General features: G+C 75.8%; 14 protein-coding genes. 7 read left to right on the top strand and 7 right to left on the bottom strand.

What is annotated here, in order from left to right; genetic code table 11:
* Window positions 1-17: 17 nt before the first annotated feature.
* Window positions 18-761: a class I SAM-dependent methyltransferase gene (locus tag ACFYNO_RS17975; RefSeq protein ID WP_388012476.1), complete on the bottom strand. Its 744-nt coding sequence runs from the start codon at window positions 759-761 to the stop codon at window positions 18-20.
* 49 nt (window positions 762-810) lie between these two features.
* Window positions 811-2238 (bottom strand): PLP-dependent aminotransferase family protein, encoded by a 1428-nt coding sequence (locus ACFYNO_RS17970; protein WP_388012473.1) that lies wholly within the window; start codon window positions 2236-2238, stop codon window positions 811-813.
* A 33-nt stretch (window positions 2239-2271) separates the two neighbouring features.
* Here ACFYNO_RS17970 and ACFYNO_RS17965 point away from each other — a divergent pair, with 33 nt between their 5' ends.
* Window positions 2272-3159, top strand: a complete 888-nt coding sequence (locus ACFYNO_RS17965; RefSeq protein WP_388012470.1) for a DMT family transporter — start codon at window positions 2272-2274, stop codon at window positions 3157-3159.
* On the opposite strand, the gene ACFYNO_RS17960 is transcribed toward ACFYNO_RS17965, so the two are convergent.
* Both ACFYNO_RS17960 and ACFYNO_RS17955 read right to left on the bottom strand, forming a co-directional pair.
* The gene (locus ACFYNO_RS17960; protein WP_388012467.1) at window positions 3156-3587 is read right to left on the bottom strand and encodes a nucleoside deaminase; all 432 of its coding nucleotides are present in this window, start codon (window positions 3585-3587) and stop codon (window positions 3156-3158) included. The two genes, ACFYNO_RS17965 and ACFYNO_RS17960, sit on opposite strands and share 4 nt — an antisense overlap.
* Window positions 3584-4393 carry an LLM class flavin-dependent oxidoreductase gene (locus ACFYNO_RS17955; protein WP_388012464.1) on the bottom strand — a complete coding sequence of 270 codons (810 nt, stop codon included), beginning with the start codon at window positions 4391-4393 and terminating at the stop codon, window positions 3584-3586. Before ACFYNO_RS17955 ends, ACFYNO_RS17960 begins: the two co-directional genes overlap by 4 nt.
* Window positions 4394-4486: 93 nt before the next feature.
* Between ACFYNO_RS17955 and ACFYNO_RS17950 the strand changes: the two genes are divergently transcribed.
* From ACFYNO_RS17950 to ACFYNO_RS17930, 5 genes are all read left to right on the top strand, one after another.
* The gene (locus ACFYNO_RS17950; RefSeq protein ID WP_388012461.1) at window positions 4487-4933 is read left to right on the top strand and encodes an Lrp/AsnC family transcriptional regulator; all 447 of its coding nucleotides are present in this window, start codon (window positions 4487-4489) and stop codon (window positions 4931-4933) included.
* 104 nt (window positions 4934-5037) lie between these two features.
* Window positions 5038-6804 (top strand): beta-galactosidase family protein, encoded by a 1767-nt coding sequence (locus ACFYNO_RS17945; protein ID WP_388012458.1) that lies wholly within the window; start codon window positions 5038-5040, stop codon window positions 6802-6804.
* Between the two features lie 328 nt (window positions 6805-7132).
* Window positions 7133-7405: a hypothetical protein gene (locus ACFYNO_RS17940; protein WP_388012455.1), complete on the top strand. Its 273-nt coding sequence runs from the start codon at window positions 7133-7135 to the stop codon at window positions 7403-7405.
* Window positions 7406-7524: 119 nt separating this feature from the next.
* A complete protein-coding gene (locus ACFYNO_RS17935) occupies window positions 7525-7725 on the top strand; it encodes a hypothetical protein (RefSeq protein ID WP_388012452.1) in 201 nt (66 codons plus the stop codon).
* 19 nt (window positions 7726-7744) lie between these two features.
* Entirely contained in the window at window positions 7745-8194 is a 450-nt protein-coding gene (locus tag ACFYNO_RS17930) for a hypothetical protein (RefSeq protein ID WP_388012449.1), read from the top strand.
* A 204-nt stretch (window positions 8195-8398) separates the two neighbouring features.
* Here ACFYNO_RS17930 and ACFYNO_RS17925 read toward each other — a convergent pair whose 3' ends face one another.
* Window positions 8399-8872 carry a hypothetical protein gene (locus ACFYNO_RS17925; RefSeq protein ID WP_388012446.1) on the bottom strand — a complete coding sequence of 158 codons (474 nt, stop codon included), beginning with the start codon at window positions 8870-8872 and terminating at the stop codon, window positions 8399-8401.
* A 92-nt stretch (window positions 8873-8964) separates the two neighbouring features.
* The gene (locus tag ACFYNO_RS17920; protein WP_388012443.1) at window positions 8965-9456 is read right to left on the bottom strand and encodes a hypothetical protein; all 492 of its coding nucleotides are present in this window, start codon (window positions 9454-9456) and stop codon (window positions 8965-8967) included.
* A 254-nt stretch (window positions 9457-9710) separates the two neighbouring features.
* Between ACFYNO_RS17920 and ACFYNO_RS17915 the strand changes: the two genes are divergently transcribed.
* On the top strand, window positions 9711-10958 hold the full coding sequence (locus ACFYNO_RS17915; protein WP_388012440.1) for an APC family permease: 1248 nt from the start codon (window positions 9711-9713) through the stop codon (window positions 10956-10958).
* 70 nt (window positions 10959-11028) lie between these two features.
* On the opposite strand, the gene ACFYNO_RS17910 is transcribed toward ACFYNO_RS17915, so the two are convergent.
* Window positions 11029-11715 carry a maleylpyruvate isomerase N-terminal domain-containing protein gene (locus tag ACFYNO_RS17910; protein ID WP_388012437.1) on the bottom strand — a complete coding sequence of 229 codons (687 nt, stop codon included), beginning with the start codon at window positions 11713-11715 and terminating at the stop codon, window positions 11029-11031.
* Window positions 11716-11725 lie beyond the last annotated feature (10 nt).

Genomic DNA, 11725 nt, shown 5'->3' with positions numbered 1-11725 from the left:
CCCGGGGGGAAGGTCAATCAGGCCGGGCGGCGGGCCACCGTGATGATCTCGCGGCTGGCGGCGTCGACCGGCCCGCGTGCCCAGTCGCCGTAGCGGGCCTCGATCTCGAAGCCGGCCGCGGTGAGGTGGGCGTCGAGCGCGTCCGGGGCGAGGAAGCGCAGGTCCTCGGTGAGGACGCGCAGTACGGTGCCGTCGGGCAGGGCGACGGTACCGGTGATGCTGACGATCTCGCCGTCGACGCCGCTGACGTCGTGCCAGTAGCGCAGGGTGCGGCCGGAGGGCTCGGTGACCTCGCTGTGGTCGTCCGGGTTGGCCCTGCTCCAGCCTTCCCAGGCGCGGGCCTGGGGGTGGCGGGTCTCGAAGGCGAACCGGCCGCCCGGGCGCAGGGCGGCGCGGACGGCGGTGAGCGAGTCGTGCACGGCCCGGTCGGTGAGCAGGTTCTGGAAGGCGTGGCCGGTCATGGTGGCCAGCTCGAAGCCGGCGCCGGGCTGGGCCCGGTCGGCGGTGGCCTCGATCCAGTCGATGTCGGTGCGGCGGCGGGCCCGGTCCAGGGCGGCCCGGTCGGGGTCCAGTCCGGCGAGCCGGCCGGTGTGGCCGCGCTCCCGGGCCAGCCGGAGCATGGTGCCGGTGCCGCAGCCGAGGTCCAGCACCGACCGGGCGGCCATCACCAGGGGGAAGTAGAAGGCGTCCTCGGGACGGCTTTCCGGGTCCCAGGGGTTCAGCAGGTCGTAGAGGGCGGCCGCGTCGGCGTCGGAGAACATCGCGTCAGTTTCGGGCCCGGCAGGGCCGTTGGCAACGGGTTTCCCGGGGTCAGCCGGCCTCCGCCAGGGCCCGGTCCAGGCGGCGGGCGCCCTCGGCGAGCTGGTCGGTGCTCTCGGCGTAGGCGTAGCTGAGCCGCAGGCAGGGGCCGGGCGGCTCGGCGGTGAAGTACGGTCCGCCGGCCGTCACGGCGACCCCGGCGCGCAGCGCGGCGGCGGTCACCGATTCGGGGGTGAGCGCGTCGGGCAGCCGCAGCCACAGCTGGTAGCCGCCGTAGGGCAGCTGAGCGGGCATCAGCTCGGGCCGCAGCCCGGTGAGCGCGCCGGCCAGCGCGGTGCGGCGCTCGCGCAGGGCGGCGGTCAGGGCGCGCAGGTGCTGGGGCCAGGCGGGGGCGGCGACCAGTTCGAGCGCGGCCTCCTGGAGCGGGCGGGGCACGAAGAAGGCGTCGACCACCTGGACGGCGCGCAGCCGGGCCAGCGCCGGGCCGCGGGCGGCGAGCGCGGCGACCCGCAGGTTGGGCGAGGTGGCCTTGGTGAGCGAGCGGATGTGCACCACGACGCCGTCCGGGTCGTCGGCGGCCAGCGGCGCGGGCAGTGCGGGGGCGTCGGCGTGCACCAGGCGGCGGGCGAAGTCGTCCTCGACCACGAAGGCGCCGGCCGCGCGGGCGATCCGCAGGACCTCCAGGCGGCGTTCGGGGGCGAGCACGGCGCCGGTGGGGTTCTGGAAGAGCGGCTGGCAGACCAGCAGCCGGGCGCCGCTGGCGGCGAAGGCCTCGGCGAGCAGATCGGTGCGCAGCCCGTCGGCGTCCATCGGCACCGGGACGGGCCGCAGGCCGGCGGCCCGGGCGATGGCCAGGATGCCGGGATAGGTGGGCGATTCGACCAGCACGGGCGCGCCGGGCGGGGCGAGCGAGCGCAGTGCGGCGCTGAGCGCGCTCTGGCCGCCGGCCGCGATCAGCACGTCGGAGGCGGTGAGGCCGTCGGCGATGTCGCGGGCGAACCAGGCGCGCAGTTCGGGCAGGCCCTCCAGCGGCGGCCGGCTCCAGGCGCCGGGGCGCCGGCCGGCCCGTGCCAGCGCTCCGGCCAGGGCGCGTTCGGGCTGGAGCGAGGGGTGCAGGTAGCCGCTGTTGAGGTCGATCACCTCGGGCGGGGCCAGCCGCAGGCTGGCGAGCACGCCGCTGGCGTCGGTGCTGCGGACGGGCGGGGCGCCGGCCTCGGCGCTGAGCGCGACCTCCTGCCAGGAGGTGTCGCCGGCGGGGGCGGCCGTGCTCCGGCTGCCGGCCCGGAAGACGCCGGCGCCGGGGCGGGAGACCACCAGGCCCTCGGCGACCAGGGCGGCGATCGCCCGGGAGACCGTCACGGGGCTGACCTGGTGCTGCTGGACCAGGTCACGGCTGGACGGCAGCTTCTCTCCGGGAGAGTAGCGGTGGAGGTCGCGGCGCAGTGCGGCGGCGAGCTCGATGGCGGTGGTCCGGGACATGGTCAGCCCTGCTGCCGACTGCTACGCTTTTTCATGACAGCAAATGATAGCGCTATCTCCACGCGATCGATAGCGGTCGGCGGCACCTCGGTGGCGGCTCTGGCCGTGCTGCTCTTCTCCTTCAGCTTCCCGGCGACGGCCTGGGCGCTGGACGGCTTCGGCCCGTGGACGACCACCGGCCTGCGCGGGCTGCTCGCGGCCCTGCCGGCCGGCGCCTGCCTGGCCGTCAGCCGGGCGCCGTGGCCCGCGCGTTCGGATTGGCCGGGGCTGCTGGTGGTGGCGGGCGGCTGCGTGGTCGGGTTCCCGCTGCTCACCACGCTGGCCCTGCGGGCCTCCTCCACCGCGCACTCGGCGGTGGTGATCGGCCTGCTGCCGCTCTGCACGGCGGCGGTCGCGGCGCTGCGCACCCGGGTCCGGCAGCGCCGGGCGTTCTGGTGGGCGGCGCTGGCGGGCGCGGCGGCGGTGCTGGGCTTCACGCTGCAGCAGAGCGCCGGGCGGCCGGGGCCGGCCGACGCCCTGCTGGGCGCGTCGCTGCTGGTCTGCGCGGCGGGGTACGCCGAGGGCGGGCGCCTGGCGCGGCGGATGCCCGGCTGGCAGGTGATCGCCTGGGCGGTCGTGCTGGCGCTGCCCGCCACCGCGCTGACCTGCGCGCTGGCACTGCCGGCCGAGCCGGTCCGGCTGACGGCGCACGGCCTGGCCGGGCTCGGCTACCTGGCGATCGTCTCGCAGTTCGGCGCGTTCGTGCTCTGGTACCGGGGCATGGCCGCGATCGGGGTGCCGAAGGCCAGTCAGCTCCAGCTGGCGCAGCCGCTGCTGACGCTCTGCTGGGCGGTGCTGGTGCTGGGTGAGCGGCTGCCGGCGGCGGCGGCGGTGACGGCGGTGCTGGTGGTGGCCTGCATCGCCGTCACCCAGCGGCGCTAGACGTAGTAGCTCTCGATCGGCACCCGGGCCTCCTCGAGGAGCGCCGGGCCGTCCTGCGCCACCACCGGCCAGTCGCCGGCCGCCGGGTGCAGCTCGACCAGCTGCTCGGTGGCCAGCGCGTACACCACCCGGCCGAGGCCGGAGCGGACCAGCGCGCCCGCGCACATGCCGCAGGGCTGGCAGCTGGTGTACATGGTGGTGCGGGCGGCCGTCTCGGGGTCGAGCTCGCGGGCCGCCCAGCGGGCCAGCTTCAGCTCGGGGTGGGCGGTGATGTCGTTGTCGCGGCGCACCGTGTTGTGGTCCTCGGCGAGCACGGTGCCGTCGGGTGCGGCCAGCAGCGAGCCGAACGGCGCGTCGCCGAGGGTGACGGCGCGGGCGGCCAGGCCGATGGCGCGGCGCAGCAGCTCCTGGTCGGCGGGGGTGATCACGGTCGGGTCCTCCGGTGGTGGGCGACGACGGTGGCGAGGTCCTGCCAGGCCTGCTGCGGCCGGCGGGTCTCCTCGGGATCGCCGTGGTACGGGTCGAAGACGACGGCTTCCGCGCCGAGCGACCGCAGCTGGTCGAGGTCGGCCAGGACCTGCTCCAGGGTGCCGACCCCGGCGGGCCGGTCGGCGACGGTGACCGGCGTGTCGGTCAGCCGCAGCGCGATCCGGGGTGCGAAGCCGGGCGGCCGGTGCTCCGCCAGCACGGTGCACATGGCGTCCATGGTCAGCCGCAGCGGGTGCCAGGCGTCGCCGAACTCGGCGGTGCGGCGCAGCGCCGCCGGGCTGCTGCCGCCGACCCAGACCGGGATCCGCGCGGGCCCGGTGGGCAGCTCCTCGCGCAGCACCCGCAGGCACTCGTCGGTGAGCCGCCCGCGCGCGGCGAACGGCACGCCGAGCACGGCGTACTCCTGCCGGGCCCAGCCGACGCCCACGCCGAGCACCAGCCGCCCGCCGCTCAGCTGCTGCAGGTTGGCGGCCATCCGGGCCACCGCCCACGGGTGCCGGTAGGGCAGCACCAGCACGGTGGTGCCCAGCCGCACCCGGCTGGTCTGGCCGGCCAGCCAGGAGAGCGCGGTGAAGGGTTCGAAGAACGGCTCGGGGTAGCGCTCGGCCACGTCCGGGGTGACCGCGAGGTGGTCGGAGACCATCAGCAGGTCGAAGCCGAGGCCCTCGATGACCCTTGCCCAGTCGCGGAGCACCCCGGGATCGGTGCCGGGGCCGAAGTTCGGTACGTTGACGCCCAATTCCATGCATCGAGACTATCCCGGTGATCATGGCGGTGGGAACGGGATCTTCCCGGTCCGGGCGCCGGTTCGCCGTGGATCTGCCGGTAGGGTCCCGCCATGACCGTGAACCTCGACGACACCGACTGGGCCATCATCGGGCAGCTGCAGCAGGAGGCCCGGATCTCGCTGAGCGAGCTGGGGCGGCGGGTGAACCTCAGCGCCTCCGCGACCTCCGAGCGGGTGCGCCATCTGGAGGCGCTGGGCGTGATCACCGGCTACCACGCGGCGGTGGACCTGGCGAAGGCCGGCTACCCGGTGCTGGCGGTGGTGCGGCTGAAGTACCCCGGCAACCGTCACCAGCCGCTGCACCGGCTGCTGACGGAGCGCCGGGAGATCCTGGAGTGCCTGCGCACCACCGGCGACGACTGCTACACGCTCAAGGTGGCGGCGACCTCGATGGAGCACCTGGAGCTGCTGATGGACGAGCTGGCGGGGCTGGGCAGCACCACGACCAGCGTGGTCTACCGGCAGACCCTGCCGCTGCGGGGGCCGGCCCGACCCTGACCCGGGGGTGACCACGGGCGCGGGGATCAGTAGAGTGCTCGGCAGCACCTCGGGAAAGCGCTTACCCATCACCTCGCTCTCCCCACCGCCGCGATCGGAGCCGCATGTTCCTGACCACCACCGCCGACGGCTTCCTGCGCGACGGCCGCCCGCACCGGATCGTCTCCGCCGCCGTGCACTACTTCCGTATCCACCCCGACCTCTGGCACGACCGGCTGGCCCGGCTGCGCGCCATGGGCGTCAACACGGTGGAGACCTACGTGGCCTGGAACGCCCACGAGCGCGAGCGCGGCCGCTTCGACTTCAGCGGCTGGCAGGACGTGGCCCGCTTCGTCCGGCTCGCCGGCGAGCTGGGCCTGGACGTGATCGTCCGCCCCGGTCCGTACATCTGCGCCGAGTGGGACGCGGGAGGCCTGCCCGCCTGGCTGCTCGCCGAGCCGGGCGTGCGGCTGCGCCGCACCAACGCGCCCTACCTGGCCGCCGTGGACGCCTGGTTCGACGCCCTGCTGCCCCAGCTCACCCCGCTGCTGGCCGAGGCCGGCGGCCCGATCGTGGCGATGGCGGTGGAGAACGAGTACGGCAGCTACGGCAACGACACCGCCCACCTGCGCCACCTGCACGACGGCCTGCTGGCCCGGGGCGCCGGCTGCCTGCTCTTCACGGCCGACGGCGCCGAGGACTGGTTCCAGCTCGGCGGCCGGCTGCCCGGCCTGCTCAGCACCGCCACCTTCGGCTCCCGCCCCGACGAGGCGCTGGCCTGCCTGCGCCGCCACCAGCCCACCGGCCCGCTGGTCGCGATGGAGTACTGGCACGCCTGGTTCGACAGCTGGGGCGAGCCGCACCGGGTCCGCGACGCGGCCGAGGCCGCCCGGGTGCTGGACGAACTGCTCTCGGCCGGCGCCTCGGTCAACCTCTACATGGGCCACGGCGGCACCAACTTCGGCTGGTGGAACGGCGCCAACCTCTACGACGGCCGCTACCTGCCGATCGCCACCAGCTACGACTACGACGCGCCGATCGGCGAGGCCGGCGAGCCGGGCCCGAAGTTCCACGCCTTCCGCGCCGTGATCGAGCGCCACCTCGGCCCGGCCGCCCACCAGTTGCCGCCCGCACCGCCCCGGCTCGCCCCGCAGCGGGTGGCGCCGACCGGCGCGGTGGCGCTGCTGGAATGCCTCGAGTTGCTGGGCACCGCCGAGGAGCGACTGGAGCCCGGCACCATGGAGGAGCTGGGCCAGTCCTTCGGCCTCATCCACTACCGCACCCGGCTGCGCGGCCCGCTGGCCACCACCGAGCTGCGGATCGACGGCCTCGGGGACCGCGCCCAGGTCTTCCTGGACGGCCGGGAGGCGGGCACCCTGCACCGCAACGAGCCGGACCAGTGCGTCCCGCTGGCCGTGCCGGCCGAGGGCCTGCGGCTCGACCTGCTGGTGGAGAACCAGGGCCGGATCAACTACGGCCCCCAGCTGGCCGACCGCAAGGGCATCACCGGCGGGGTCCGGCTGGACCGGCAGTACCACTTCGGCTGGCAGGTCCGCCCGCTGCCGCTCGACCCGCTGCCCGCGGAACTGCCGTTCGCCGCGGGTGCCGTCCGGGGCCCGGCCTTCCACCGCTTCGAGCTCGAGGTCCCCGAGCCCGCCGACGGCTTCCTCGCGCTGCCCGGCTGGACCAAGGGCGCGGTCTGGCTGAACGGCTTCCACCTCGGCCGCTACTGGTCGGCCGGCCCGCAGCGCACCCTCTACGCCCCCGCCCCGCTCTGGCGGGCCGGGCGCAACGAGCTGGTGGTGCTGGAGCTGCACTCCCCCGGCGCGGCCCTGGAGCTGCGCGCGGAGGCCGACCTCGGGGGGACCAGCGAGGCACCGGAAGGGTTCTGACGGCCCGTCAGGGGGTGGCGCGCTCGACCGGTTCGAGCAGCGCCGCCAGAGCGCGGCGGCCAGGAAGTGCCGGCGGTTCAGCTGGGCGCGCTCGCGGGCCGGCAGGATCCGGTGGTCGGCGGGATCCGGGGCCGTTGACCCGGCGGGTGGCCCGCACCTCGATCCCCGTCGGCATCGCCGCGGGCCGCGCCCGACGACCCCCGTCCGGCGCGGTCGGGTGACTGCGCCGGACGGGGCCCTGCCGACGAGCCTTCGCCGGGGCCGCGGGCAGGGCAGGTACACAGGTGCCGTCCCAGTGGTTTGCACACTTACCGGAAGGCGGCCTGCCGTGACGACGAACACCAAGCCGAACCAGCAGTTCCTCGCCGACGTGGCGAGCCTCAGCACGCCCGAGGTCTTCGGCCGGAACCTGCTCCGCGACATCCTCCAGGTGGCGGCGAAGCACCCCGACCCGACCAAGCCGATCGAGTTCCCCGCGACCATCCGCGTCTTCCCGACCAGCGAGTCCATCGTCGACCACGGGAACGAGGTGTGCGTCGGCCAGTTGCTGGACTCCGGGACCTTCGTCGGGGTCTGCTACTCGCACGAGCTGAAGATGTAGCCGGCGGCCGCGCGCTTCGCGGACGCGCGCGGCCCCCCTTGCCATCGTGCGAGTCCGAACCATTCGTCACCAGCAGTTGCGGAGAGGCCACCGGGGGCAAGCACGAGTTCAAGTTCGTCGTGACCGGAGTCGAGCTGAGCGAGGCTCAGCAGGCCGCCATCGGCCAGGCCGTGGCCCAGGCCGGCACCCTGGCGCCGGGGGACGCCGCCCCGCCGCAGGCCGTGACGCTCGCCCTCGATCCCCATGTCTTCTGGCGGGGCGACCCGCCGGACGTGCTGCGCGGCCAGCTCCAGGAGTTCGCCACCGCCGAGGTCCAGTAGGGCCCGGCGGAGCGCGCCCGTGACCGAGAACGAGAGGCGCCGGCAGGCCGGCCCCGGCGCCCGGACCTGCCCCAGCGGTGCCTGCGGCCGTGACGGCGCGGCCGTGCTGGGCATGATGACCGGGTCCGGACGGCTGGCCTACCTGCCGGTCCCGGTGCCGGTCGACCCGGCCTTCGCCGCCCGGCTGATGGCCGGCGGCCGGCCGGAGTCCCGGTTCCGCTTCTCGCAGCCCTGTGCCGAGAACGGCTGCCCGCAGTGGACCGGCGAGGGCTGCGGCGTCATCGACCACCTGGTGGAGGACGGCGCCGCGGCCGAGGGCCCGGCCGACGGCGCTACCGCGCTCCCGCTCTGCGGCATCCGTGCGAGCTGCCGCTGGTTCTCCCAGCGGGGCGCCGCCGCCTGCTCCGTCTGCCCCTCCGTCGTGGCCGACATCGGCGGCTCCGCGACCTACCGGTCGACGCACCCGTAGCCGCGCTTCCCCCGGGACCGCCGTCAGAGCGTGGCCGGGAACCCGAACCGGGTGGCCAGTGCCGGGTCGCCGAAGGCGCGGACGGCGCGCAGCAGGTGTTCCAGGGCGCCGCCGTCGGCCTCCACCTCCAAGCGACCGCTCTCTCCTGACCGCTGACGGCACCGGCCGGCCCCCGCGCTCGACGGGGGCCGGTTCCAGGTGTTCTCACCCGCGCCGGGCCGCGCGCCGACCTGGTGGCTGGTTCCACACGACCAGGAGCCCGGTCAACGCGGTCGCGGCGGCCGCGCCCTCGGCGATGGCCGACATGGTCTTCTCCGGGTACCAGAACGGCTCGTACATGTTCGGCAGCGGACCGAAGGCGCCGACGTCCACGTAGCGGTAGACGAGCACGGCCGCGACACCGGCGCCGGCCACGACGAAGGCGATCAGCCAGGGGTAGCGGCGGCGTCGCACGGCGAGCAGGAGCAGGGCGGCGAAGGCCGAGGCGGCGGCTTCGGCCCGGAAGAGGTCGCCCTGGCTGACGGTCGCCCCGACCGGGTCGTAGGACGGGGCGAGGTCGGCGTGCACGTAGGCGTCGATCGCCAGGCCGGCCACCGTGAGCAGGCGCAGCAGCCACAGCGCGGTGGCGGCGTAGGACACGTGGTGCCCGAGGGCGCGGACGTGCGCGGTGGAGGCCACGGGGTGTCTCCTCTCTCCCTTGTGCTTTCGACGGGTTCGGGGCTTCGCGGTTCGAGCCCCGGCTGTGGGGGTGCGGAATGGCGCGGCCTGCGTCAACCGTTGTTGATCTTGTTCCCGCTCGGGTCGAGGACGTACCAGCCGGCGCCGAAGGCGGTGGACCCTTCGCCGTTCGTGTCGCCGGGGCGGTGGTCGCCGGCGAAGTAGTAGAGCGGGTGGCCGTGGTACGTGACCTCCATGCTGTGGTCGGCCCGGGTGACGGTACCGAGGTCGGCGGCACTGACCCCGGTGCCCGCGTGCGGAGTGCCGGTGGTGGTCAGCGGGGGCCAGGCGGTGGCGCAGGTCCCGTCGCAGTGGGAGGCGGTCGGGGTGTCCTTCTCGAAGAGGTACAGCGTGCGGCCCTGACTGTCCGTCAGGATCGTGCCGAGCTTCGAGTCATGGACGGCGACCACGGCCGCGGCGGCGGTCGGTGGGGCGGAGGCCTTCGGCGCGGAGCCGTACCCGCCACCGCTCCCGCCACCACCGCAGGCTGCGGCTCCGAGGGCCAGGGCGGGCAGCGCGGCGGCTGCCCAGGCGAGACGTCGCATGATCGACGCTCCTTCCGGCGGGCCGCAGGCTCCGGTCGGGTGGCCTGTAGGGCGGCCCACACCTGGGTACGCACCGGATCCCGTGACGGTTCACCCGTCTGCCGGGGCGTCCTCGATGCCGGAGATCGGCCGGGTGACCCGGCCCACCGGCCGCACCGGGCCGAGCGCCCCGCCACCGCGGCCCTGACGTGCGCTCCCGGTCACCCCGATGCTCTATCGTGCCCCGGTCGAGTGGAGCGAGGAGCGTGCGCGTGATGGCGGGTCAGCAACTGCGGCGGCGGCTGGGTGTGGGCGATGCGGTGGTGATCGGGCTCGGGTCGATGATCGGGGCCGGGGTGTTCGCCGCCTTCGGGCCGGCTGCGCGGGCGGCGGGGTCGGGGCTGCTGCTCGGACTCGGGGTGGCGGCCGTGGTGGCCTACTGCAACGCGACCTCCTCCGCCCGGCTGGCCGCCCGGTATCCGCAGTCCGGCGGGACCTACGTCTACGGGCGGGAGCGGCTCGGCCCGTTCTGGGGATACCTGGCGGGGTGGGGTTTCGTGGTGGGCAAGACGGCCTCCTGCGCGGCGATGGCGCTGACCGTCGGCTCCTACCTCTGGCCCGCGCAGCAGCACCTGGTGGCGGTGGCGGCCGTGGCGGTGCTGACGGCGGTGGACTACGCGGGGGTGCAGAAGTCGGCCTGGCTGACCCGGCTGATCGTCGCCGTCGTGCTGCTGGTGCTGGCGGGCGTGGTGGCGGTCTGCCTGGGCGGCGGCACGGCCATGGCCGACCGGTTGCGGATCGGGTCCGACAGCGGTGCCGGCGGGGTGCTGCAGGCGGCGGGCCTGCTCTTCTTCGCGTTCGCCGGGTACGCCCGGATCGCCACCCTCGGCGAGGAGGTCCGCGATCCGGCCCGCACCATCCCGCGCGCGATCCCGCTGGCGCTGGGCATCGCCCTGGTCTGCTACGCGGGCGTGGCCGTCGCCGTGCTGGCGGTGCTCGGCCCGGACGCGCTCGCGCACAGCGGCGCCCCGCTGGCGGACGCGGTGCGCGCGGCCGGTGCGCCGGGGCTGGTGCCGGTGGTGCGGGCGGGTGCGGCGGTGGCCGCGCTCGGCTCGCTGCTGGCGCTGATCCTCGGCGTCTCCCGGACGACGCTGGCGATGGCCCGCGACGGCCACCTCCCGCGCGCCCTGGCCGCCGTCCACCCGCGCCACCGGGTGCCGCACCGCGCGGAGCTCGCCGTCGGCGCGGTGGTCGCCGTGGTGGCCGCGACGGGCGATGTGCGCGGCGCGATCGGGTTCTCCTCGTTCGGTGTCCTCGCCTACTACGCGATCGCCAACGCCTCCGCCTGGACGCTCGGCCCGGCGGAGGGCCGCCCGCCCCGGGTCGTCCCCGTGGCCGGCGCGGCGGGCTGCGTGCTGCTGGCCTTCGCGCTGCCGGGCGCCTCGGTGCTGTGGGGCGCCGTGGTGCTGGCGGCGGGCGCGGGGGTGTACGGCGTCCGGCGGTGGGCCGCGGCGCGTGGGTGAGCGGGTGTCCGGGCCGCCGGTGCGCCGGTCCAGGGGCGGCTGACGGACCGTGCCCGCGTCCGCCGCCCGGTCAGCCCAGGGTGAGCCAGCGCAGCCCCAGCCGCTCGACCTCCGCAGCCTCCGCGGCCGTCAGCTCCGCCCGCCCCGTCGCCTTGCGCAGGAAGTCGGCTCCGCCCCAGTCCAGTTCGCGCACCGCGCCGACCTGCTCCGGGCCGACGAGCAGGTCCAGCAGCACCGCCTCGGCGGCGTCGGTCAGCCAGGGCTCGCGCCCCAGCGCGTCGGCCAGGTCCAGGCCGTGCACCGCGACCTCCACCACCCGGGTGAGCAGGAACTCCGGGAGCGGCATGGCGTCGCCGTGCCGGGTGCGGACGGCGCGGGTGGCGGGTTCGGGGCGGCAGCGCCGGTCGAGCTCCTGCCAGGTCGCCGCGAAGTCGCGCAGCAGGGCGGCGCCGTCGGTGTGCTCGGCGGCGAGGTCGCGGGCCAGGTCGATCCGGGCGGCGTTGCCGCTGGAGCTGAACCGGTCGTCGGGCCGGTAGTAGCCGGCCGCCGTGACCTCGGCGGGCTCCGCGGGCTCGGGCGCGTCCAGCATCCCGGGCACCCGGGCGAGCGCCACCCGGATGTGGCCCAGCAGCTCGCGCACCGTCCAGGGCGCGCAGCGCGTCGGCAGCTCCCAGTCGGTCCCGTCGAGTCCGGTGAGGGCGCGGGTCAGCGCCTCGGCCTCCGCGCGGAGGGCGGGCAGTATGCGGTGCTGGTCCATGGTGACCACG

The organism is Kitasatospora sp. NPDC006697 (genome assembly GCF_042869935.1).
Lineage (GTDB): Bacteria > Actinomycetota > Actinomycetes > Streptomycetales > Streptomycetaceae > Kitasatospora.
The sequence above is the reverse complement of the archived record's forward strand: the minus strand, read 5'-3'. Positions and strand labels throughout refer to the sequence as shown.